Origin of the sequence: Streptomyces sp. NPDC048514 (assembly GCF_043199955.1) — a bacterium.
Taxonomy (GTDB): Bacteria; Actinomycetota; Actinomycetes; order Streptomycetales; family Streptomycetaceae; genus Streptomyces.
Genome location: NZ_JBICWT010000004.1, coordinates 558282 through 579820 on the forward strand (window position 1 = coordinate 558282; position 21539 = coordinate 579820).

General features: G+C 71.6%; 22 protein-coding genes. 7 read left to right on the forward strand and 15 right to left on the reverse strand.

The window, feature by feature from the left end:
* Positions 1-157: 157 nt before the first annotated feature.
* The gene (locus tag ACGFT2_RS11280) at positions 158-619 is read left to right on the forward strand and encodes a hypothetical protein (protein ID WP_393276023.1); all 462 of its coding nucleotides are present in this window, start codon (positions 158-160) and stop codon (positions 617-619) included.
* A gap of 168 nt (positions 620-787) precedes the next feature.
* Positions 788-1519 carry an NDP-sugar synthase gene (locus tag ACGFT2_RS11285; protein WP_393276026.1) on the forward strand — a complete coding sequence of 244 codons (732 nt, stop codon included), beginning with the start codon at positions 788-790 and terminating at the stop codon, positions 1517-1519.
* 194 nt (positions 1520-1713) lie between these two features.
* Here the strand turns inward: ACGFT2_RS11285 and ACGFT2_RS11290 are convergent, their stop codons facing one another.
* The 7 genes from ACGFT2_RS11290 to ACGFT2_RS11320 form a co-directional block, all read right to left on the reverse strand.
* Positions 1714-3378, reverse strand: a complete 1665-nt coding sequence (locus ACGFT2_RS11290; RefSeq protein WP_393276028.1) for a DoxX family protein — start codon at positions 3376-3378, stop codon at positions 1714-1716.
* A gap of 128 nt (positions 3379-3506) precedes the next feature.
* A complete protein-coding gene (gene rlmB, locus ACGFT2_RS11295; protein ID WP_393276031.1) occupies positions 3507-4448 on the reverse strand; it encodes a 23S rRNA (guanosine(2251)-2'-O)-methyltransferase RlmB in 942 nt (313 codons plus the stop codon).
* 99 nt (positions 4449-4547) lie between these two features.
* Entirely contained in the window at positions 4548-5948 is a 1401-nt protein-coding gene (cysS, locus tag ACGFT2_RS11300) for a cysteine--tRNA ligase (RefSeq protein WP_393276034.1), read from the reverse strand.
* A 58-nt stretch (positions 5949-6006) separates the two neighbouring features.
* The gene (locus ACGFT2_RS11305; protein WP_393276037.1) at positions 6007-6411 is read right to left on the reverse strand and encodes a PPOX class F420-dependent oxidoreductase; all 405 of its coding nucleotides are present in this window, start codon (positions 6409-6411) and stop codon (positions 6007-6009) included.
* Between the two features lie 95 nt (positions 6412-6506).
* Positions 6507-7001, reverse strand: coding sequence for a 2-C-methyl-D-erythritol 2,4-cyclodiphosphate synthase (gene ispF, locus ACGFT2_RS11310; RefSeq protein ID WP_393276040.1), 495 nt, complete (start codon positions 6999-7001; stop codon positions 6507-6509).
* Positions 6991-7743: a 2-C-methyl-D-erythritol 4-phosphate cytidylyltransferase gene (ispD, locus tag ACGFT2_RS11315; RefSeq protein WP_393276042.1), complete on the reverse strand. Its 753-nt coding sequence runs from the start codon at positions 7741-7743 to the stop codon at positions 6991-6993. Before ispD ends, ispF begins: the two co-directional genes overlap by 11 nt.
* A gap of 316 nt (positions 7744-8059) precedes the next feature.
* Positions 8060-8542: a CarD family transcriptional regulator gene (locus tag ACGFT2_RS11320; RefSeq protein ID WP_003953493.1), complete on the reverse strand. Its 483-nt coding sequence runs from the start codon at positions 8540-8542 to the stop codon at positions 8060-8062.
* A 704-nt stretch (positions 8543-9246) separates the two neighbouring features.
* Between ACGFT2_RS11320 and ACGFT2_RS11325 the strand changes: the two genes are divergently transcribed.
* A complete protein-coding gene (locus ACGFT2_RS11325) occupies positions 9247-9936 on the forward strand; it encodes a DUF461 domain-containing protein (RefSeq protein ID WP_393276044.1) in 690 nt (229 codons plus the stop codon).
* A gap of 145 nt (positions 9937-10081) precedes the next feature.
* On the opposite strand, the gene ACGFT2_RS11330 is transcribed toward ACGFT2_RS11325, so the two are convergent.
* On the reverse strand, positions 10082-10762 hold the full coding sequence (locus ACGFT2_RS11330) for a response regulator transcription factor (protein WP_010358452.1): 681 nt from the start codon (positions 10760-10762) through the stop codon (positions 10082-10084).
* Positions 10759-12009 (reverse strand): sensor histidine kinase, encoded by a 1251-nt coding sequence (locus tag ACGFT2_RS11335; protein WP_393276046.1) that lies wholly within the window; start codon positions 12007-12009, stop codon positions 10759-10761. The genes ACGFT2_RS11330 and ACGFT2_RS11335 overlap by 4 nt, the downstream gene beginning before the upstream one ends.
* A gap of 252 nt (positions 12010-12261) precedes the next feature.
* Here ACGFT2_RS11335 and phoU point away from each other — a divergent pair, with 252 nt between their 5' ends.
* Positions 12262-12951 (forward strand): phosphate signaling complex protein PhoU, encoded by a 690-nt coding sequence (gene phoU / locus ACGFT2_RS11340; protein WP_393276049.1) that lies wholly within the window; start codon positions 12262-12264, stop codon positions 12949-12951.
* 265 nt (positions 12952-13216) lie between these two features.
* On the forward strand, positions 13217-13372 hold the full coding sequence (locus ACGFT2_RS11345) for a hypothetical protein (RefSeq protein WP_393276052.1): 156 nt from the start codon (positions 13217-13219) through the stop codon (positions 13370-13372).
* Between the two features lie 267 nt (positions 13373-13639).
* Here ACGFT2_RS11345 and ACGFT2_RS11350 read toward each other — a convergent pair whose 3' ends face one another.
* From ACGFT2_RS11350 to ACGFT2_RS11365, 4 genes are all read right to left on the reverse strand, one after another.
* A complete protein-coding gene (locus ACGFT2_RS11350; protein ID WP_393276055.1) occupies positions 13640-14602 on the reverse strand; it encodes a GAF and ANTAR domain-containing protein in 963 nt (320 codons plus the stop codon).
* Between the two features lie 311 nt (positions 14603-14913).
* Positions 14914-15369, reverse strand: coding sequence for a hypothetical protein (locus ACGFT2_RS11355; RefSeq protein ID WP_393276058.1), 456 nt, complete (start codon positions 15367-15369; stop codon positions 14914-14916).
* Positions 15370-15779: 410 nt separating this feature from the next.
* Positions 15780-16001, reverse strand: coding sequence for a CarD family transcriptional regulator (locus ACGFT2_RS11360; RefSeq protein ID WP_393276060.1), 222 nt, complete (start codon positions 15999-16001; stop codon positions 15780-15782).
* A gap of 414 nt (positions 16002-16415) precedes the next feature.
* Positions 16416-16985: a DUF4232 domain-containing protein gene (locus tag ACGFT2_RS11365; protein ID WP_393276063.1), complete on the reverse strand. Its 570-nt coding sequence runs from the start codon at positions 16983-16985 to the stop codon at positions 16416-16418.
* A gap of 346 nt (positions 16986-17331) precedes the next feature.
* On the opposite strand from ACGFT2_RS11365, the gene ACGFT2_RS11370 reads away from it, so the two are divergent.
* Entirely contained in the window at positions 17332-17664 is a 333-nt protein-coding gene (locus ACGFT2_RS11370) for a peptidase inhibitor family I36 protein (protein WP_393276342.1), read from the forward strand.
* Positions 17665-17761: 97 nt separating this feature from the next.
* Here the strand turns inward: ACGFT2_RS11370 and ACGFT2_RS11375 are convergent, their stop codons facing one another.
* Entirely contained in the window at positions 17762-18523 is a 762-nt protein-coding gene (locus tag ACGFT2_RS11375; RefSeq protein WP_393276065.1) for a phosphoglyceromutase, read from the reverse strand.
* 162 nt (positions 18524-18685) lie between these two features.
* On the opposite strand from ACGFT2_RS11375, the gene ACGFT2_RS11380 reads away from it, so the two are divergent.
* The gene (locus ACGFT2_RS11380; protein WP_393276067.1) at positions 18686-20200 is read left to right on the forward strand and encodes an MDR family MFS transporter; all 1515 of its coding nucleotides are present in this window, start codon (positions 18686-18688) and stop codon (positions 20198-20200) included.
* 150 nt (positions 20201-20350) lie between these two features.
* Here the strand turns inward: ACGFT2_RS11380 and ACGFT2_RS11385 are convergent, their stop codons facing one another.
* The gene (locus tag ACGFT2_RS11385) at positions 20351-21496 is read right to left on the reverse strand and encodes a hypothetical protein (protein ID WP_393276069.1); all 1146 of its coding nucleotides are present in this window, start codon (positions 21494-21496) and stop codon (positions 20351-20353) included.
* Positions 21497-21539 lie beyond the last annotated feature (43 nt).

Here is a 21539-nt window from a genome sequence, read left to right on the forward strand (position 1 = left end):
ACGCCGCGGGGCCCCTTTCGCTGTGGCCGTATACCCCGGCACAGGGATCATTTCGGGCGGTGCGCGTCAACCCTCTACCCAGAAAGAGGCGCCATCTCATCCCCCGAAGGGGTGACTAAATGTCGCCAAATCATCACCCCGCGCTACCCTCACACGCGTGAAGCACTCCACCAACCCTCAGACGCGACGCGGCCACCGGGGCGGCCCTGCCCGCCGTATCGGCCGCACTCTCGCCCTCGTCCTGCCCGTCGTCCTGGTGCTCTCCGGAACCCTCGCGGTCACCCGGGTCAACTGGACGGGGAGCTCCTCCAGCTCGGTGCTGGCCGCCTCGGACGTCTCCCCGGCGGAGGTCTCCTCCAGGTCGGTCTCCCGCGCCCCGCAGGACGTGCTCCGCGACCAGCTGATGGACGAGCTGCAGGAGAAGAGCCCGGGGGTGGTCCTCACCCACCTCCAGCAGGCCGTCAACGGACACCCGTCGCTGGCCCGGCACTGCTCCTCCATCGCCCGTGCCCTCGGCAAGGCCGCGGTGCGCATCTACGGCGCCCCGCGCGCCCAGTCCTACGCCCGGCCGGTGTGCGACACGGCCTTCGCCTCGGGCGTGCTGGCCGCACACACCTGAGCCCCGGTCCGCACACACCTGAGCTGCTCCGCACACACCCGAGCCCACGCTCCGCCGGTGCCCGCTCCTTCCCGGGCGGGCACCGGCCGTGGCGGTGGTGACGGCTCCTCCGGCGGCGAGCACGCCGTCGGGGACGACCGGCGGTGGGGCGCCACGTACAGTGCGGGCATGACCCATCCGAACGCCGCGTCGCGCCCCACTCAAGCCGTGGTCCTGGCCGGTGGCCAGGGCTCCCGGCTGCGTCCGTACACCGACGACCGGCCCAAGCCGATGGTGGAGATCCCCGGCACGGGCACCCCGATCATCGGCCACCAGCTGACCTGGCTCGCCGAGGAGGGCGTGACGGACGTCGTGGTCTCCTGCGGCCACCTCGCCGAGGTCCTGGAGAAGTGGCTGGACTCGGCCGACCTGCCCGTCTCCGTCACCACCGTCGTGGAGACCGAGCCCCTCGGCCGCGGCGGTGGCCTCAAGTACGCCGCCGCCCGTCTGCCCGACCCGGGCGGCCCCTGGTACGCCACCAACGGCGACATCTGGACCCGCTTCTCGCTGCGGGACATGGCCGACTTCCACGCCGAGCGGGACGCCGTGGCGACCCTGGCGCTGGCCCGTCCGCGCATCCCCTGGGGCGCGGTGAAGACCGACGGGTTCGGGCACATCACCGACTTCATCGAGGCACCGCCGTCGACGTTCGAGATCAACGCGGGCGTGTACGTGTTCTCGCCGGGGTTCTCCGAGCTGCTGCCGGAGCGCGGAGATCACGAGCGGACGACGTTCCCGCGGCTGGCCCGGGAGAAGAAGCTCGCCGGTTTCCCCCTTCCGCAGGGGGCGTACTGGCGGGCCATCGACACGGCGAAGGACCTCACCGAGGCGGCCAAGGAACTGGCGGCGCTGGGCCGCTGACCCGCTCGGCCCGCTGTCCTGCTCGGCCCGGCCGCTGTCCTGCTCGGCCCGGCCGCTGACCCGCTCGGCCCGCTGACCCGCTCGGCCCGGCCGCTGACGCGCTGGGGCGCTGTATGCCCCTCGCGCAACGGTCGCGCCGGGAAGGGGCCCCGTACCGACACGGGTACGGGGCCCCTTCCCGGCTTCTCGGGGCGTCAGCCCAGCAGGCCGCCCACCAGGCCCGGCTGGCCCGTCGAGGAGGAGCTGGTGCCGCCCGTGGACGTGCTGCCGCCGCCCGTCGTCGAGCCGCCGGTGCTGGTGCCGCCCGTGCTGGTCGGCCCGGCCGTCGTGCTCGGGACGCCGCCACCCGGGAAGGTCGGGCGGGTCGGGGTCCGTCCCGTGGTGCCCTGGGGCTGGCTCGGGGTGGTCGTCGTACCGCCGGCGGTACGGGTGGCGCCCGGGGTGGTCGCCGCGCCGGAGGGGCTCGCGCCGGCCGTGGCGCCGCCGGTCGGCGACGTGGAGGCGGCCGGGGTCCGCTGGTGCCGCTTGCCCGGTTCCTGCGGGAGCGGGGCACCGGGGAGGTTGTTGCGCGGGGCCTCACCGGGGCCGGGGACGACGACCCGGCTGGAGTCGCGGACCGCGCCGCCCAGCAGGGAGCCGGTGAGCAGGGTCAGGCCGACGGTGACGGCGGTGATCAGCGCGCCGCGGCGCAGGACGAAGCGGCGCAGCTCCCAGATGTCGGAGCGGGGACCGAGGCGCCGCCAGGCGCTGCCCGCGAGGCGGCCGTCGATGGAGTACACGGGGGCGCCGGCGATGATCAGCGGGGACCAGGCGGCGAGGTAGATGATGTCGGGGGCGTCGTAGGCCGGGACCGTCTTCCAGCTGACGGTGACGATGAGGGCCGCCGAGAGCAGCACGCCCACCACCGCGGCCACGCGCTGCCAGCAGCCGAGCATGGTCAGAACGCCGACCACCACCTGGAGGAAGGCGATGACCAGGCCGGACCCGACCGGGTGGTGCAGGGCGAACTGGCGCAGCGGCTCGGCCACGTCCCACGGGTGCAGGGTGTTGAGCCACGTGACCATGGAGCCGCGCTTGCCGCCGTCGAAGTAGACGGGGTCGCACAGCTTGCCCATGCCTGCGTAGGCGGAGATGAAGCCGAGGAAGACCCGCAGCGGGAGCAGGACGACGCCGAGGTTCATCCGGCGGCCTGGGTAGTACGCGTGCCGGGCCGGGTCGTCGCCGTGGCGTCTGGCGGAGTGCGGGGTGTCGCTGCCGCTGCCGGACGGCTCCGCGTAGGCGTCGTACGGCTCGAAGTCGTCGCCCTCGTAAGGCGGTTCGTCGTAGGCGCCGCTCACCGTACGCATGTGCGGGAGCAGTCGGGTGCCGTCGGCGTCGGGGGCGGTGCGCTGATGGCCGACGAGGGGGGTCTCGACGGTCTGGTCGAGTGCGGCGTAGGCGTCCGCGTAACCGGTCCCGACACGTGGGATGACCTGAGTGGCCCCCACCTCGGGCTCCTCGGCGTGGCGGACGCTGCTGCCCCGCACGGCCTGGAGGAGCCGGTGGGCGCCGGTGTCGTCGGGGGCGGACTTGCCGCTCCACACGACGGGGCGGCGGCGTCCGGCCGCGGCGGCGGACCGGCCGGCGGCGCCCGCGGCGGATACGCGGGCGGTGTCCTGGGTGGCGCTCAGGTGCCGGGCGATCCGCGGGGATTGGCTGCGCTTCGCCGACGCGCCCAGCTGCACGCGGAAGCTGGCGTGATTGACGATGACCTGCGCCGGATCGCTCGGCACCTTCACCATGCTCAGCGCGGGAGCGTCGTCGAATCCCGACGAGCGGTCCCCCGTGGGTGTGCGGGGTGTTCTGGTGTCCACACTCATCTAACCGAGTGACGTGGAGTTAGGACACTGCTTTGACCGCCCGGATGTGTCCGGACCGCGTCAAAGCCGCCTCTGCCACCGGACGAGCACCTGATTCACCCCGCACGGGTGAGGCACCGGACGGGCGTTCAGGCCCGCCGACGCGCCGCCTCGTACAGCACGATGCCCGCCGCCACACCGGCGTTCAGCGACTCGGCGCCGCCCGGCATCGGGATGCGGACGCGGTGGTCGCACGTCTCGCCCACCAGGCGGGACAGGCCCTTGCCCTCGCTGCCGACGACGATGACGACCGGACCGTCCAGCGCCGCCAGCTCGCCCACTTCGGCCTCGCCGTCCGCCGCCAGGCCGACGACCGTGATGCCGGCCTTCTTGTAGGCCTCCAGGACGCGGGTGAGGTTGGTGGCGCGGGCGACCGGGGTGCGGGCGGCCGCGCCGGCCGAGGTCTTCCAGGCGCCGGCGGTCATGCCCGCCGAGCGGCGTTCCGGGACGACCACGCCGTGGCCGCCGAAGGCGGAGACCGAGCGGACGACGGCACCGAGGTTGCGCGGGTCGGTGACGCCGTCCAGGGCGACGATCAGCGGGTCCGCGCCCTCGTCGTAGGCGGCCGCGGTCAGGTCCTCGGGGTGCGCGTACTCGTACGGCGGGACCTGCAGGACCAGACCCTGGTGGTTCAGGCCGTTGGTCATGCGGTCCAGTTCGGGGCGCGGGGCCTCCATGAGGTTCATGCCGCCGCGGTCGGCGACGAGCTGGAGGGCCTCGCGGACGCGCTCGTCGTTGTCGATGAACTGCTGGACGTAGAGGGTCGAGGCGGGGACGCCCTCGCGCAGCGCCTCGACGACCGGGTTGCGGCCGACGACCAGCTCGGAGGAGGACTTGCCGCCGCGGCCCCGGGGCGCGGGGCGGCGCACGGCCTGCTTCGCCTTGGCGTTGGCGACGCGGTTCTTCTTGTGGCCCTTGCGCATCTCGGCAGGCGGGGTCGGTCCCTTGCCCTCCAGACCCTTGCGCCGCTGGCCGCCACTGCCGACCTGCGCGCCCTTCTTGCCGGACATGCGACGGTTGTTCGCGGCCATGACCTACCTGTCTCTGTGGTGCGTGCGGATGCGTACGTCTATGCAGTGTGCCGCCCGGAGGGCCGGGCGGCACAATCGATCATCGGATCGTCGGACGGCTCAGCGTGGGCCGAGGCTCCAGCGCGGGCCCTGCGGGCCGTCCTCGATGGTGAGGCCCGACTGGTTGAGCTGGTCGCGGATGGCGTCGGCGGTGGCCCAGTCCTTGCGGCCGCGGGCGGCCTCGCGCTGGTCCAGGACGAGCCGTACGAGGCTGTCGACCACGCCGTGCAGGTCCTCCCCCCGGTCCGCCTCGCCGGCCCAGTGCGGGTCGAGCGGGTCGAGACCGAGGACGCCGAGCATGGCCCGCACCTCGGCGAGCCGGGCCACGGCCGCCTCCTTGTCGTCGGCGGCCAGCGCGCTGTTGCCCTGCCGGACCGTGGTGTGCACGACGGCGAGTGCCTGCGGCACGCCCATGTCGTCGTCCATGGCCTCGGCGAAGGCGGGCGGGACCTCGGCGGCGGGCTCGACGACCCCGCCGGCCTTCTCCACCACGCGCTGCACGAAGCCCTCGATCCGCGCGAACGCGGACTCGGCCTCGCGCAGGGACTCCTCGCTGTACTCGATCATCGAGCGGTAGTGCGGGGTGCCCAGGTAGTAGCGCAGCACGATCGGGCGCCACTGCTTGACCATCTCGCCGACCAGGACGCTGTTGCCGAGCGACTTGGACATCTTGTCGCCGGCCATGGTGACCCAGGCGTTGTGCACCCAGTACTGGGCGAAGTCGTCACCGTAGGCCTTGGCCTGGGCGATCTCGTTCTCGTGGTGCGGGAAGATCAGGTCGAGGCCGCCGCCGTGGATGTCGAAGGCGCTGCCCAGGTACTTGTGGGCCATGGCGGAGCACTCGAGGTGCCAGCCGGGGCGGCCCGGGCCCCACGGGGTCGGCCAGGTCGGCTCGCCGGGCTTGGCGGACTTCCACAGGGCGAAGTCGCGCGGGTCCCGCTTGCCCGTCTCGCCCTCGCCGGACGGCTGGAGCAGGTTGTCCAGCTCCTGCCGGGACAGCTCCAGGTACCGCGGGAAGGAGCGGACGTCGAAGTAGACGTTGCCGTCGGCGGCGTAGGCGTGCCCGCGCTCGATGAGGACCTGCATCATCTCGATCATCTCGGTGATGTGGCCGGTCGCGCGGGGCTCGTAGGTCGGCGGGAGGCAGCCGAGGGCGGCGTAGCCGTCGTTGAAGGCGCGCTCGTTCTCGTAACCGATCGACCACCAGGGCCGGTTCTGCTCGTGGGCCTTGGCGATGATCTTGTCGTCGATGTCGGTGACGTTGCGGATGAACGTGACCTCGTGGCCGCGGTACTGGAACCAGCGGCGCATGATGTCGAAGTTGAGGTACGAGCGCACATGCCCGATGTGGGGTGCCGCCTGCACGGTGGCACCACAGAGGTAGATCGAGACGCAGCCCGGCTTGAGCGGGGTGAAGTCACGGATCTGCCGGGCGTTGGTGTCGTACAGGCGAATAGTCACGCCACCAGGGTAGTGGGCGCCGGGCACTGCCTCACGCCCCTTCCCCGCAAAGCCGCGGTCACAGGCTCCCGACGACCTTGCGCGGGCGGATCCGTACGACCACCCGCTCGGCGTCCTGCGCGGAGGCCGGGTTGAAGTCGGCGTACTTCTTGCCCGTGTACTTGACGCTCAGCTCGTCGATGAGGGCCTGCCCGCCCTCCGTCGTCAGCTCGGCGACGCCGCGGATCTCCGCGTACTCGTAGGGCTGCTCGGGGTTCATGACGAGGACCGTCACCCGCGGGTCGCGCCGCAGGTTGCGTTCCTTGCGGCGGCCGGCCGTCGTGGAGAAGAGGACGTCGTCGCCGTCCCGCTTCACCCAGACCGGGGACATCTGCGGGCTGCCGTCGGGCTGGACGGTGCCCACGACGATGAACACCTTTCCGTCGAGCACCGACTTGAGCTGGTCGGACAGGGCTGCGGACACGGGTACCTCCATGCGATCTCGGTCGGCGGTGACTGTGCGGGTACCCTCGCACGCTCTCCGCTCACCCGCACGGCAGGACACCCCGGCCGGCGTCGTCAGCCCGTTCGGACCACCAGCGCGGTGGCCACCGCCATCAGACCCTCGTCGCGGCCCGGGAAACCGAGCCCGTCCGTGGTCGCGCCCGAGACCGACACCGGGGCGCCGGCCGCCTCGGAGAGGAGCTTCTGGGCCTCCGCCCGGCGCTTGCCGATCTTCGGGCGGGGGCCGACCACCTGGACGGCGACGTTGCCGATGGTGAACCCGGCCTCGCGGACGATGCGCGCGGCCTCGGTGAGCAGGGTGATCCCGGCGGCGCCGGACCACTCGGGCCGCCCGGTGCCGAAGTGCTGCCCCAGGTCGCCGAGCCCGGCGGCGGAGAAGAGGGCGTTGCAGGCGGCGTGCGCGACGACGTCCGCGTCGGAGTGGCCGGCCAGCCCCGGCCCCTCGCCCTCCCACTTCAGGCCCGCGCACCACAGCTCGCGGCCCTCGTCGAAGGCGTGGATGTCGGTGCCGATGCCGACCTGGGGAAGCAGGGGTGCCTCAGAAGCCATCGTTGAGCCTCCTGCGGGCCAGGACCGCCTCGGCGAGGACCAGGTCGAGCGGGCGGGTGACCTTGAAGGCCTCCTCGTGACCGGGCACGGCCACGACCGTCAGCCCCAGCTGCTCCACCATGCTCGCGTCGTCGGTGACGTTCCCGGTGACGCTCTCGTGGGCGCGGACCAGGGTCGCCCGCTCGAAGCCCTGGGGTGTCTGCACCGCGCGCAGCCGGGCGCGCTCGGGGGTGGCGACGACCGGCTCGGGCCGGCCGGGGCCGGTCGCGGGCTCGACCTCCTTGACGGTGTCGGCGAGCGGGAGGGCGGGGACGACGGCGGGGGCGCCGTCGCGTACGGCCTCGATGACCGCGTCGACCGTGTCGACCGGGACGAGCGGGCGGGCCGCGTCATGGACCAGGACCACGCCGTACTCGGGGGGCAGGGCGGCCAGGCCGAGCCGGACCGACTCCTGGCGGGACTCCCCGCCGGGCACCACCGCGAAGTCGGTGCGCTCGGGCAGGGCGTGCGCGTCGAGCAGGGACCTGACCTCGGCGGCGCCGTCCGGCGGTGCCACGACGATCACCAGGGAGACATGGCGGGAGGCGGCCAGCGCGCGGACCGCGTGGATGAGCATGGGCGTGCCGTTCAGCGCGCGCAGCGCCTTGGGGGCGCCCGGACCGAGGCGTACGCCGCGGCCGGCGGCGGGAATCACGGCGGCAACGGGGGTCTGCGCGGGTGAAGGGCGCGATTCGTCAGACATCGGTTCCTGTCAGGTTTGTGTGCTCGACCCAGGTGGGTATGGCCTGGAGGAGTGCCGGGCGCCAGGCCCTGACCGGACCCTTCCGTGACCCTGGTCGAGCCATCCGCCCGGGCCCGGCACGACAAGTATCGGGGGGCGTCCTCCGAGGTGTGCGGCAGGCTCCGCCCGCGGGTGCCCGGCGGGTCACCGGAGCCGGCGGCAGCTGCTTCGGGGACGAACATGCCGCAGCGCCCGGCGACAGGGTCGTCATCGGGCACCGCGGCATTTCAGTGTGCTGAGCGCGCTGCGTGCGGAGGATCCGCCGCCGCGCCGCGCGTCAGGAGGCGAGCACCTCGTCGAGCAGGGCCTCGGCCTTGTCCTCGTTCGTGTTCTCCGCGAGGGCCAGCTCGCTCACCAGGATCTGGCGGGCCTTGGCGAGCATGCGCTTCTCACCGGCGGAGAGTCCGCGCTCGCGCTCACGACGCCACAGGTCACGCACGACTTCCGCGACCTTGATGACATCGCCGGAGGCGAGCTTCTCCAGGTTTGCCTTGTAACGACGGGACCAGTTCGTGGGCTCCTCTGCATACGGTGCGCGCAGCACCTCGAAGACCCGGTCCAGCCCGTCCTGACCGACCACATCACGCACGCCGACGAACTCCGCATTGTCCGCTGGCACACGTACCGTCAGGTCACCCTGGGCGACCTTCAGCACCAAGTAGGTCTTGTCCACGCCTTTGATCTGGCGAGTTTCGATAGCCTCGATCAGCGCGGCCCCGTGATGGGGATAGACCACGGTGTCGCCAACCTTGAACGTCATGTGACAGGTACCCCTTCCGTGGCTATCCAGGGTAACACGGATACGGCGTCTTCTGAATGGCGTTTTCGCAGGTCAGGGCATATCTCGGGGCTTGACAACAGCAACCGGAACGTGCTGCGCGCGGCCTGCGGAAGCGGGTATTCGCAGGTCGGAGGGGCTCTTCGGGCAAGGTGAAACACCTACGTCACACAGCTCGCAGGCCGACCCCAAGTGGGGGAACATCCCGATATGTCTGGTTCCAAGCGTACGACTTCCGCTACTCCGTTCGGTGACCGTAGGTGGATGTGAGCCGAATCCAAAATTGATCAACGGGAGTCGGCGGGTTGCTCCGTGATCAATATCCGGAGCGGCCGCGCATTCCTTCACGGAAATTTCGCGGGCGGGTAGAGGGCGCGGTTGCGGACGATGCGGCGGGGTGTGTTGCGCGGGTGCCGGAGAGCCTTGAAGGGGACGTAGAGGAGGCCTTGAGGAGCGCCTCGCGAGATGCCGTCGGGGCGTTTTCCGAATGCCGGACGGGCGCCGCGCAATGTGACTGCCGAGTCACTTGTGGCGCGTGGGGTACCCCCACCTGGAGGGAAGGCCGGTGCTTGGGGGAGGGTCGGGTGCGGTCGTCCGGGAACGGCTCGGTAACCTAAGGCCGCTGACAGACACTTAGGGTGGCTTTATAAGAGAGCCGCCCGCGCGTTCAAGGAGTTGCCGCCGCCGTGAGCAGCAGCCTTCGACGCGGCGCCCTCGCCGCCTCCGCCATCGTCTTCTCGATCGCCTCGCTCGCCGCCTGTGGCGCCGGCAACAACGCTCAGACCCTGGAGATCAAGCCGGACAACGCGGCGACCAGCGTCGGCGACATCAAGATCCAGAACGCCCTGGTGATCACCCAGCCGGATCTGAAGGCCACGGGTCCGGCGGTGATCTCCGCGACCCTGTTCAACTCGGGCGACTCGGACCAGACCCTCCAGTCGGTCACCGTCGCGGGCGCCAGCCAGGCCGTGAAGCTGACCCCCGCCAAGGGCCAGAGCCTGACCGTCCCGGCCCACGGGTCCCTGGTCCTCGGGGGCAAGGACAACGCCTCGGCCGAGATCCCGGGCGGCCGGGAGGCCGTCCAGGACGGCAACGTCCAGAAGGTCACCTTCACCTTCAGCAAGACCGGTGCGGTGGACCTGAGCGCCTTCGTGGTGCCGGCCACCAGCTACTTCGACAAGTGGGGCCCGAGCGACATCCCGTCCGCCTCGGCGTCCGCCTCCGCCTCGGCGTCCGGAGCCCCGGGCGCCTCGGGCAGCGGCAAGCCGGAGAAGGGCGGCAAGACGTCCCCGTCGTCCGGCACCACGGCGTCGGGCTCCCCCGAGACCGGGGTCACCCCGAGCGACTCGGCCTCGCAGTCGGCCTCCGGCCACTGATCCGCCCGGTTCATGACGAAGGGCGGCACCCCGGCCGGGGTGCCGCCCTTCGTCATGAACCGGAACGCACGTCCCGCGTCACCGGACGCCCACGCGGCCCGCGTCCTGGACCGGGCACCCGGCCCACGCGACGGGCCGGGGCGGCCTACGGCTCGAACTTGTAGCCCAGGCCGCGGACCGTCACCAGGTAGCGGGGCGCGCCCGGGTCCGGCTCGATCTTGGCGCGCAGCCGCTTGACGTGGACGTCGAGGGTCTTGGTGTCGCCCACGTAGTCGGCGCCCCAGACCCGGTCGATGAGCTGCATCCGGGTCAGGACGCGGCCCGCGTTGCGCAGGAGCATCTCCAGCAGGTCGAACTCCTTCAGCGGCAGGTCGACCTTCGAGCCGGACACCGTCACCACGTGCCGGTCGACGTCCATGCGGACCGGACCCGCCTCCAGCGCGGCAGGCGTGACCTCCTCCGGCTCGCCGCGGCGGCGCAGCACCGCGCGGATACGGGCGACCAGCTCGCGGGAGGAGAAGGGCTTGGTGACGTAGTCGTCGGCTCCTATTTCGAGACCGACCACCTTGTCGATCTCGCTGTCCTTCGCGGTCACCATGATCACGGGGACGTTCGAGCGGCCGCGCAGCTGGCGGCACACCTCGGTGCCGGGCAGCCCCGGCAGCATCAGGTCGAGGAGGACGAGGTCGGCGCCGTTGCGCTCGAACTCGTCGAGTCCGTCGGGGCCGGTGGCCGCGACGGCGACCTCGAAGCCCTCCTTGCGGAGCATGTACGACAGGGCGTCGGAGAAGGACTCCTCGTCCTCGACGACGAGCACTCGGGTCACGGAAGGACCTCCGGGGCGGGAAGCGGTTCGTACGGGGATGACTCGGTGGTGCCGGCCTCGTCGTCGAGGTCGGGGTGCTGCTGCGCGCGGTCGCGGGCCGCGCCCGCCTCCGGCAGCCTGAGAGTGAAGGTGGAGCCCTGGCCTTCGGCGCTCCACACCGTGACCTCCCCGCCGTGCGAGGCGACCACGTGCTTGACGATCGCGAGACCCAGACCGGTGCCACCGGTGGCCCGGGAGCGGGCCGGATCGACGCGGTAGAAGCGCTCGAAGACGCGCTCCTTGTCCTTCTCCGAGATGCCGATGCCCTGGTCCGTGACGGCGAGTTCGATCACGTCGCCGCCGGGTGCGGTGACATGGCGGGCGGCTATGCCGACGCGGGTGCGGGCCGGGGAGTAGTTCACGGCGTTCTCGACGAGGTTGCCGAGGGCGGCGGCCAGCTGGCCCCGGTTGCCCCAGACGTGCAGATCCGCCGCACCACCGGCGGCCATGGTGATCTGCTTGGCGCCCGCCTGGTGGCGGCAGCGGTCGATGGCCTCGGCGACCAGCTCGTCCACCCGGACGGGCTCGGCGTCCTCGAGGGGATCGTCGTTCTGGACCCGGGAGAGGTCGATCAGCTCCTGGACCAGGTTGGTCAGCCGGGTCGCCTCGATCTGCATGCGGCCCGCGAAGCGCTGGACGGCCTCGGGGTCGTCCGAGGCGTCCATGACGGCCTCGGACAGCAGGGAGAGCGCGCCGACCGGCGTCTTCAGCTCGTGGCTCACATTGGCCACGAAGTCGCGTCGTACGGCCTCGATACGGCGGGCCTCGGTCAGGTCCTCGACCAGCAGCAGGACCAGGCGGGAACCGAGCGGGGCCACGCGTGCGGAGACGGCGAGGGCTTCGCCCCGTCCGGTGCCGCGCCGGGGCAGGTCCAGCTCGACCTGGCGTATCTCGCCGTCCCGTCTGGTGTCCCGGGTCATCTGGAGCATCGGCTCCACGGCGAGTTTGCCGCCGCGGACCAGCCCGAGGGCGTAGGCGGCCGAGCTGGCCTTGACCACGGCGTCGGCCTCGTCGAGGACGACGGCCGAGGAACGGAGCACGGACAACACGGTGTCCACGCCGGGCGGGAGTACGGGATCGGTGTGCAAGGAAGTCCTGGTGGGTCGCTTCTGGTCGCGTTCGCTCCAGCGGAACGCCAGCATGGCGATGACGCCGGTCAGTACCCCGGCGATCGCTGCCGCTGCGGCGACCGCCGCGTTCACGTCCATGCCTCAAGGTTAGGCATGGGCTACGACATGGCTACACCCGTCCGGGTGCGACCTCGAACACTCGTCGCCCAGAGTTCACCTTGGAGCCAGTGGTGGTTCATTTGCGGTGGCAGAAACGGACGCGTACGGGGCAGACCGTGGGAGCGTGGGGGGAACGTGGGGTCCGCGCCCCGCGATATCCGGCCACGGAGGCGGGCGCGAGGTGTCACGACCCCCTTACTCCCCGAAGCACACGTACGAGAGGGAACCCTGATGCGGGACGCGTACCACGAGGAACTGGACTCGATCGGCGACGGACTGGTGGAGATGGCCCGGCTGGTCGGGTCGGCGATCGGGCGCGCCACGACCGCGATCCTCGACGCCGATCTCAAGCTCGCCGAGAGCGTCATCGAGGCGGACCAGAAGGTCGACGAACTCCAGCACGACCTGGAGGCCCGGGCGATAGCCCTGCTCGCCCGCCAGCAGCCGGTGGCGACGGACCTCCGTATCGTCGTCACCTCGCTGCGCATGTCCGCCGACCTGGAGCGGTCCGGTGACCTCGCCCAGCACGTGGCGAAGCTGGCCCGGCTGCGCTTCCCGACGCGTGCGGTCCCGCAGGACCTGCACGCCACCATCCTGGAGATGGGCCAGCTCGCCCAGCGCCTGATGGCCAAGGCGGCCGAGGTGATCATCACGAAGGACGTCGACCTCGCGCTCCAGCTGGAGCAGGACGACGACGACATGGACCTGCTGCACCGCACGCTCTTCCAGCACCTGATCGACGACCGCTGGAAGCACGGCATCGAGACCGCGGTCGACGTCACCCTGCTCGGCCGCTACTACGAGCGGTACGCCGACCACGCCGTGGCCGTCGCCAAGCGCGTCGTCTTCCTGGTCACGGGCGAGCACGCGGACGAACTCCAGGCGGACATCCACCCGGTGAAGGGCGTCGAGGGCGCGTAACCCCGCCGGGGGCTCGGCTGCTCGCGGGCGCCACCTCGGTGGGCTCGCGGACGGCACCACGGTTCGGCTCGCGCGCCGCCGGGGGCTCGCGGACGGCACCACGGTTCGGCTCGCGGGCCGCCAGGGGGGCCGGCGGACGGCACCGCGGCGGGCTCGCGGGTCGCCGGCTGGGGCGCGGGGACGCCTCCGTGCGCCGTTGATGCGCCCAGCAGAGCGGGCATGAAATGGGCGAGGGCATCCCTGCCCCAGCGTCTAGGAGGGACCCATGGCCGAATCCCCCGGCACCACACCCGACCCCACGCAGGAGCGCGAGACCGAGCAGCCCGCCCAGATCAGGAACCTTCCGCTGTTCGGCGCGTGCGGCTGCGGCTCGGGCTGCGGCTGCGGATGCCAGTCGGGCAATCCCTGCCAGTGCGGCTGACGGCGCGACCGTTCGTCGGCTGACGTCACGACAGCCCGCCGAGGGGCCGGTGCGAACCACAAGTGCACCGGCCCTTCGGTGTGGTCGGGCGGGTCGCGCCGGGGCCGGGGCGCATCGTCCCGGCGTCTCTTCGTCCCGGTGGCCTTGTCGACCACCTCCCTGGGGACGAGGGCGGCCTGGGCGCTCCACGAGGACACCGGTCGATGTCGTCGGCGAGGGACCCGGCCAGGCCGACGAGCGCCTCCGCCGGCTGCCGTTCACGGCCCATCAGCGTTCACCTTCCCTTCCCTCGGCATCCCCGTCACGCCCGTTCTCACCGAAGTGCCACCCGCCACCGCCGGTGTCCGCACCCTCCTCATCGGTACGACGGCCGCCGGCAACGCGGCCGTCGCCGCCGAGATCGCCGGATCCGTCCGCATTGTCCGGCTCCGGGCGGAACCGGGTTTTCCGGGCCAGGACCTGGCGGGCCAGCTGGCTGACCGTACGGCCGTCGGCGTAGGCGCGGCCCCGCAGCAGGTCCAGTGCCTGCTCGGGATCCACGTCCAGCTGCACCATCACCATGCCGACCGCCTGGTAGACCTCGGTGTGATCGGCCTCCGACGCCGTCACCCAGGGCGCCGCCTCGCCCTCCCCGTCGTCCTCCGCGTAGGCGGGGGCGGCGGCCTGGAAGCTCATCAGTGCGCAGGTGACCGCGTCGCGCACCCACAGCGCGGTCCGCAGATCCTGCTTCGTCAGTCCGCCCACGCGCTCGCTGTAGAGGTCGAGGGTGCCGATCGCGGCGCCGCTGACGCCGAGCGGCAGGGAGAACACGGCACGGGCCCCGAGCGCGACGGCCTCGTACGCGAAGATCGGCCAGCGGCGGACGTCGAAGCCCTGGGTGAGGTCGGCGGCGATGACCGGGGAGCCCTGTTCGAGGGCGGTCTGGCCGGGGCCGTCGCCCACGGTGTACTGCAGTTCGGCCAGCCGCGCCGCGACCCGGTCACTGGAACACCAGGTGATGCGGACGCCCTTGCCACCGGAGAGCGACACCGAGGAACCGGTGATCGGCAGCAGCCGTACGCAGGCCTCGCACAGCGCACCCGGGACGCGCTGGGGATCGTCGCCGGCCCCTCGTGCGGCGGCGGCCAACGTCTCGCCGACCCGCAGTCGCATCTCCGCGTGGGGCGGACGGCTGTCACCGGCGGGCGGACGGCTGTCACCGGCGGCCGACTGGGACTCGTCGGGCGGCATGGTCAGCACCCCCGTCGCGGCGCACGATCGACAGACGTGATCCACCAGGATCCCGTCCGGCTCATAAGAGCCGAACATTTCTGTTTGAACGAGTTCCCAGCCCTGAACAAAGCAAGTACCGCGTCCCACCGCGAGTTCCGGCCGCCGCCCGGTGCCTGGTGCCGGGCGGTGCCTGGTGCCGGGCGGTGCCTGGTGCCGGACGGTGGGCTTGGTGCCGGGCGGTGGCCTGGACCCGGACCGTGGCCTCGTGCCGGACGGTGCCTGGTCCCGGACGGTGGCCTGGTCCCCGGCCGCCGGCGGCAGGCCGCCGCTTACCTCAGGTGGTCGCGTACGACGTCGAGGAATGTCCTGCGGCTGGGGCGTATGGACGCCCAGACCTTCTCGTCGCGCGGCTCACCCGGGTCCTCGGGGCCCTTCCTGATCACGTTCTGGACGGCGTAGGCCAGATCGCGGGCCGCCCCGTTCACCTCGGGCGCGCACAGCATGTGGATCGTCTTCTGCGTGACCCACATCCGGTCGACGGACTGCTTCGCCCGGGCCTGCCACTGCTCGTCGGTCTGACCGTGGTGGTGCCGCTCCACGGCGATCCGTTCGGCCTCCTGCACGGCGACCAGGAAGGCGACGAGGTGGGTGACGCGTTCGTTGCGGCGCGCCTCGGCCCGTTCACGGGCGCTGCGCCGCACTTCGACGCGCTCGGACGCGCGTCCTAAGAAGTACTGGGTCGATGTCGATACGAGGCCGCCCAGCACAACGCCGAAAAACGGCACGAGAGATGACGATGTCACGCCTCACAGTGACACCGCCGGACATGCCGGCCCCTGCTTTTCCGATATTTCAGATACAGCCCGTTCTCATGGTGTATCCACCCTCACCGCCGGTGGATCCACCCCGCCGTCGCCGACCGGCGACGGCACGGGCCGCACCCGTGGCTATGCGGCCTCGGGACGCGCCGCACGCGTGCCCGACGCGGGCCCCTGTGCGTCCTCGAACGAGAAAGTCTCGTCCTCCCCGAAGTCCGGGGCCTGGAAGGGGTTCGTCACCGGAGGCGGCGATACCGCGGCGGAGGAGCGGGGCTGCCCCTCCGGGGCGGAGAACAACGAGGTCAGATCGATGGGAGGTTCCTCTTTCCGTACAGGCCCCCGAGGGGGCCTGGTGTGCCGTGACCGGGCACAGCGGTCTACAGCTTGGTCATCTTGGCGTAAGGGCTCAGAATCCGTATCTGCGCGGAGCCGAAATCGACCAGCGCGGCGATTCCCTCCTCGATACCGATCACTCGGCCCATGCCGTACATGTCGTGCGTGACCTTGTCGCCCACGGCGAACTGCTTGGGAGCAGCCGTGACCGGGGCCTTGAAGGGGCTGGTTGGCAAGTGGCGCTTCGGCGCGGCAGGCTTTGTCATCGTCCTTAGTATGCGCCTACCTACGCGCATCCCGGTCGCCCTGTCCGCCCGAGCATTGGCCGGCGCCGGCCCGAACGGACGGGCACAACCGGTCCGACCTGGGCCTTATGGGGCGTGGCGATGAGAATCCGATCGCGCACGGAACGCGCAAAGCCGTGTACGGAGGCCGCGTCCTCGCTCGCCGGCGCGGCTTCACCGGGTTCACCGAACGGCTGACCGGACCGAGTCTCCGGCGCAGCGAGATTCCGGTGAGCCAAGCTCCCGCCGTGGTCCTCGACCACGGCGGGAGCACGGCAAAAAGTCCCCTGCCGACGGAGAACCCGCAGGCAGGGGACTTGGTCAGCGCCGCTTACTACTTCTTGCCCTGAGCCTCGCGATCGTCATGCAGGCTGCTCGGTTCGTGGGGGCGGGGGGTCAGGAAGGCTTGACCGCCGAGACCGGGGTGACGGTCACCTTGTTGTCGCACTCGGCCCACACGCCGTCGTCCAGGGCGACCTGGTGCTTCCCGGAGTGCGGCAGCCCGACGACCATCGTCGGATACGTCACCGGCTTCTTGCCCGACACGCAGTAGCCGTCGCCCTCGCCCTGGACCTGGACGAAGGTCAGCTTCACCCACGCCTTGCCGTGCGGCCGGACCTTCACGGTGGCCGCCCTGCCGGTGGGGGTGACCTTGAGCGGGGTGTTGTGGGAGGGGGAGCCGTTGCCGGCGCCCGCGACCGTCGGATGGCCCTTCAGGACGCACGTCCTGCGGGAGACGTTGGTGAACTGCACGACCGCCGCCCCGGTCCCGGTCCCGACGGGCCGGTGGACGGCCTGCCAGGCGCTGACCTGGAGGGCGGAGGCCGGGCAGGCGGGCGGCGGGGTGGAGGTGGTGGTGCTCGCCGCCATGGCGGTGCCGGGCAGGATGCCGGTCACCGCCGCCGCGACGGCCGTGACCGCCGTCGTCGCCAGAGCCGCCCTGCGAATGCCGTTGCCGTGACGCATGCTGTCGTCCCCCTGAGTTGTCTCGTCCGCGGGTTTCGGTCGTCGTTTGTTGCCCCGCGGTACGCGTGGTCGCCGTACGTGAGTGCAGACAGGGCGGGAGAGCGGCAGGGTTCCGGGCCGCGACTACTTGTGACGGAACGGTGACGACAGGCCGCACCCGCGCAGCCGGCCGCCGCACGGATGGCAGTGTGACGTGCTCAACCGGCTGGCCCCCGCGCCGCAGCTGGGGTCACCCATCGAGCGGTATGACGGGGATCTGGACATCGGAAGACTCTCCAGTCCCTTGACCATCCGCACGAATGGAGAGCAGCACGTGCGCCTGCGTGTTTGGTCGTCCGCAGCAGTCATGGCCGTGGCAGCCGTTGTCCTTCCCAACGCGAGCGCCGGAGCAGCACAGCCCGGCCGGCAGGGGCCCCCCGCCTGCCCGAGTGGCTCGGTCTGCTTCTTTTCCGGCAGCGACTACCACGGCTCCAGTTGGGAATGGACCGCCAGCAGCGGCTACCGCGACCTACCCCCGGCACTGCACGACAACGTGGGCTCGTTCGTGGCGAGCACGGACGCATGCTTCATCGACTGGGATCCCAAAGAGACCCGGCAGGTCCACAACGGCGACTGGCGACGCGCCTATGGGGCGGACTTCGGTGGTCGGATCGACGGCGTCAACGGCGGCTCCTGCTGACACACCGGACAGCATTCGAGGCCCCGTAGAGGGCCCAGGCCGTGAAAATGCCCCTGATCCGCACCGAAAGCGCAGATCAGGGGCATGATCACGAAAGCTACTTCTTCTTGCCCTGGTTCTTGACCGCCTCGATCGCCGCCGCTGCCGCCTCGGGGTCGAGGTACTTGCCGCCGGGGGTGATCGGCTTGAAGTCGGCGTCGAGCTCGTAGTAGAGCGGGATGCCCGTCGGGATGTTCAGGCCCGCGATGTCGGCGTCGGAGATGCCGTCGAGGTGCTTGACGAGGGCGCGCAGGCTGTTGCCGTGGGCCGCGACCAGGACCGTGCGGCCGGTCAGCAGGTCGGGGACGATCGCGTCGTACCAGTACGGCAGCATGCGCTGGACGACGTCCTTCAGGCACTCCGTCCTCGGACGCAGCTCCGGCGGGATCGTCGCGTACCGGGCGTCGTGCGCCTGGGAGAACTCGGAGTCGTCCGACAGCGGAGGCGGCGGGGTGTCGTAGGAGCGGCGCCAGAGCATGAACTGCTCCTCGCCGAACTCAGCGAGTGTCGCCGCCTTGTCCTTGCCCTGGAGGGCGCCGTAGTGGCGCTCGTTCAGGCGCCAGCTGCGGTGGACCGGGATCCAGTGGCGGTCGGCGGCCTCCAGCCCGAGCTGCGCGGTACGGATCGCGCGCTTCTGGAGCGACGTGTGGACCACGTCGGGGAGGAGATCGGCGTCCTTCAGGAGCTCGCCACCGCGGACTGCCTCCTTCTCGCCCTTCTCGTTCAGGTTGACGTCCACCCAGCCGGTGAACAGGTTCTTCGCGTTCCACTCGCTCTCGCCGTGGCGGAGGAGGATCAGCTTGTACGGTGCGTCGGCCATGGCGTCGAGCCTACCTAAGCGTTCCGGGGGCGCGGCTCGCCCGGGGGCGTACGGCGGCCCGGCCCCGATTGACGTCTCCCGCTAATCGACTAGCGTCTCGGCGGCCCACCTTTGTAAGTTGTGACAGCCGCACGAGACGCTTACAGCTATGGGGGACCTTCGATGCCGTCAGCCACGTTGAGACGCGCCGCCCGGGAAACCGTCTCCGGACTCCCCCGCGAGTTCTGGTGGCTGTGGACCAGCACCCTCGTCAACCGGCTCGGCGCCTTCGTGGCCACCTTCATGGCCCTCTATCTCACCCTGGACCGCGGCTATTCGGCCTCGTACGCCGGTCTCGTCGCCTCTCTGCACGGCCTCGGCGGAGTCGTCTCCTCGCTGGGCGGCGGGGTGATGGCCGACCGGCTGGGCCGGCGGCCGACCCTGCTGATCGCCCAGACCTCGACCGCCGCCTCCGTGGCGCTCCTCGGCTTCATGACCGCCCCGGTCGCCATCGCCGGTGTCGCCTTCCTCGTCGGCATGGCCTCCAACGCCTCCCGGCCGGCCGTGCAGGCGATGATGGCCGACATCGTCCGCCCCGAGGACCGCGTCCGCGCCTTCTCCCTGAACTACTGGGCCATCAACCTCGGGTTCGCCGTCTCGTCCGCGGCCGCCGGCTTCATCGCCGAGTTCAGCTACCTCTCCGGGTTCCTCATCGAGGCCGGCATGACCCTGGCCTGCGCGCTGATCGTCTTCGTCAAGGTGCCCGAGTCCCGGCCGGCCGCCGCGGACACCAAGGGAACGGAGGATCCCGTCAGCCTCGGGACCGTGCTGCGCGACGGCCGGTACATGGCCGTCGTCGGGCTGTCCTTCCTCGTCGCCCTCGTCTTCCAGCAGGGGTCGGTCGGGCTTCCGGTGGCGATGGGCCGCGCCGGGTTCTCGCCCGCCGACTACGGACTCGCCATCGCCGTCAACGGCGTCCTGATCGTCGCCCTGCAGATCCCCGTCACCCGGTTCATCGAGCACCGCGATCCGCGCGCCCTGCTCATCGCCTCCTCGCTCCTCGCCGGGTACGGCTTCGGACTCACCGCCTTCGCCGGGTCGGTCGGCGTCTTCGTCCTCACCGTGTGCGTGTGGACCCTGGCCGAGATCGTCAACGCGCCCACCCAGACCGGTCTCGTCGTCCGGCTGTCGCCGGTCCACGGACGCGGGCGCTACCAGGGCATGTACACGTTGTCGTGGTCCGTCGCCGCCCTGGTCGCCCCGCTGATGTCCGGCGCGGTCATCGACCGGTTCGGCGCCCGGTGGCTGTGGGCGCTGTGCGCGGCCGTGGGGACCGTGGCGGGGCTGGGCTACGGCGTCCTCATGCGGAACCTCACCGACTCGGAAGCCGGAGCCGGAGCCGGCGGCGACACCGGGGTGCCGGCCGCAGCCGCAGCCGCAGGCACAGGCACAGCCGCAGGCACAGCCGCACCCGTGGCCGAAGCCGACGGCCAGGCCGCAGCCGACGGCGAGACCGGAGTCCGAGCCGACGGCGAGGCCGTAGTGCTGGCCGTCGCGGTGCCCGTGGCCGCAGCCGGGCCCGAAGTCGCCGCCGGGCCGCAAGCGGTGGTCGCCGCCGGACCCGAGGCCGAGCCCGCGGCAGGGGCCGCCGCGAACCCGGTGATCACGGCGAACGCCCAGGACGTCCAAGGCGGTTAGGCCCTCCAAGGCGGTTGGGTGTCGCGAGGATCCCAGGCCGCCCAGCCGCCCCGGCCCAATCCGCACAAGGCCCCAACGCCAAGCCCCCTCCGCGCAAAGGGCCCCCTCCGCGCAAAGGCCCCCGCCCCACCCCTCCCCCGGTGTCCCGGGTCAGCCCACGCAGCCCGGCACCACCACCGGGCTCCCCGTGCAGTTGGTCGGGATGTTGAAGATGATCTTGGAGTTCGCGACCGTGAACTGGGTGTCGGTCCAGATCCCGCCCGGGGCCACCGTGGAGGCGTTGCCGCGGACGGTGCTGTCGTCGAGTGTGACCTGGCCACCCGCGTTGTAGATGCCACCGCCCCGGGACGCGCCGTCGCCGTTCGCACCGTTCCCGATGACCTGGCTGTCCCGGAGTGCGAGGACGCCGTTCACCGTGGCGTTGTGGATGCCCCCGCCGACGCCCGCCGAGCCACCGACGACGTTGCCGCTGACCTCGGTCCGCACCAGAGTCAGGCGCGCGCGGTTCTCGACGCCTCCGCCCGCGGTTCCGGTGTTCGTGTTGTTCGTGATCTTGCTGTCGGTGATCTCCGCCGTGCCGCCGGTGATGGCGACGCCGCCGCCGGCCGCGGCCGAGGTGTTGCGCCTGATCACGCTGTTGCGGACGAAGGAGCCACCGCCGGCCTGGTCGATCGCGCCGCCGAAGCCCCTGGCGTGGTTGCGGGCCAACTCCGAGTCCTCCACGCTCAGGGCGCCCAGGGTGTGCAGCCCGCCACCGTCCCGGGCGTTGTTGAACGCCACCCAGCTGGTTCTGACGACCGCCGTGGCGTTCGCCGCCACCGCCACGCCACCGCCCGAGGCCGTGGCGGTGTTGTCGACGACGTCGACCCGGTAGAGGGTGAGCCTGCCGCCGCCGTCGACGAGGACTCCGCCGCCGTCTCCGGGGGCGTTGCCGCCGCGGACGGTGAGGTCTTCCAGGCGGAGGTTGCCGGTCGGGGTGACGTGGAAGATGCGGAAGGTCCCGGCCGTCGCCCCGTCCCGGACGATCGTCGAGCCGTTGCCCTGGATCGTGAGGTTCCGGGTGACGGGCGGCAGACCGTCGCCCCCGGCGAAGGCGGACGTCAGGTGGTAGGCGCAGTTGCGGGCGAGTGAGAGTGTCGCTCCGCTCGACGCGGTGGCGATGGCCGTGGTCAGTGCCGTCGTGCTGCAGGCCACCTGTGCCGGTCCGGGGCCGGTGGCCGCTGCCGGGCCGCCCGTCACACCCGTGACGACCGCTGCCGCAACCGCTGCCAGGCTGCAGGATCTGATGTGTCGCATGGCTCTCCTTCAGGCGCCGGACGGCTCCGGCGGCCGGCCGGGG

Coding starts and splice junctions, on each gene's coding strand:
- ACGFT2_RS11370 (WP_393276342.1), top strand. CDS start 17,332: ATGGCCGTGGCAGCCGTTGTCCTTCCCAACGCGAGCGCCGGAGCAGCA.
- ACGFT2_RS11385 (WP_393276069.1), bottom strand. CDS start 21,496: ATGCGACACATCAGATCCTGCAGCCTGGCAGCGGTTGCGGCAGCGGTC.
- ACGFT2_RS11380 (WP_393276067.1), top strand. CDS start 18,686: ATGCCGTCAGCCACGTTGAGACGCGCCGCCCGGGAAACCGTCTCCGGA.
- ispF (WP_393276040.1), bottom strand. CDS start 7,001: ATGGCTTCTGAGGCACCCCTGCTTCCCCAGGTCGGCATCGGCACCGAC.
- ispD (WP_393276042.1), bottom strand. CDS start 7,743: ATGTCTGACGAATCGCGCCCTTCACCCGCGCAGACCCCCGTTGCCGCC.
- ACGFT2_RS11360 (WP_393276060.1), bottom strand. CDS start 16,001: ATGACAAAGCCTGCCGCGCCGAAGCGCCACTTGCCAACCAGCCCCTTC.
- ACGFT2_RS11365 (WP_393276063.1), bottom strand. CDS start 16,985: ATGCGTCACGGCAACGGCATTCGCAGGGCGGCTCTGGCGACGACGGCG.
- ACGFT2_RS11290 (WP_393276028.1), bottom strand. CDS start 3,378: ATGAGTGTGGACACCAGAACACCCCGCACACCCACGGGGGACCGCTCG.
- ACGFT2_RS11335 (WP_393276046.1), bottom strand. CDS start 12,009: ATGGACGTGAACGCGGCGGTCGCCGCAGCGGCAGCGATCGCCGGGGTA.
- rlmB (WP_393276031.1), bottom strand. CDS start 4,448: ATGGCCGCGAACAACCGTCGCATGTCCGGCAAGAAGGGCGCGCAGGTC.
- ACGFT2_RS11375 (WP_393276065.1), bottom strand. CDS start 18,523: ATGGCCGACGCACCGTACAAGCTGATCCTCCTCCGCCACGGCGAGAGC.
- ACGFT2_RS11350 (WP_393276055.1), bottom strand. CDS start 14,602: ATGCCGCCCGACGAGTCCCAGTCGGCCGCCGGTGACAGCCGTCCGCCC.
- ACGFT2_RS11345 (WP_393276052.1), top strand. CDS start 13,217: ATGGCCGAATCCCCCGGCACCACACCCGACCCCACGCAGGAGCGCGAG.
- ACGFT2_RS11320 (WP_003953493.1), bottom strand. CDS start 8,542: ATGACGTTCAAGGTTGGCGACACCGTGGTCTATCCCCATCACGGGGCC.
- phoU (WP_393276049.1), top strand. CDS start 12,262: ATGCGGGACGCGTACCACGAGGAACTGGACTCGATCGGCGACGGACTG.
- ACGFT2_RS11285 (WP_393276026.1), top strand. CDS start 788: ATGACCCATCCGAACGCCGCGTCGCGCCCCACTCAAGCCGTGGTCCTG.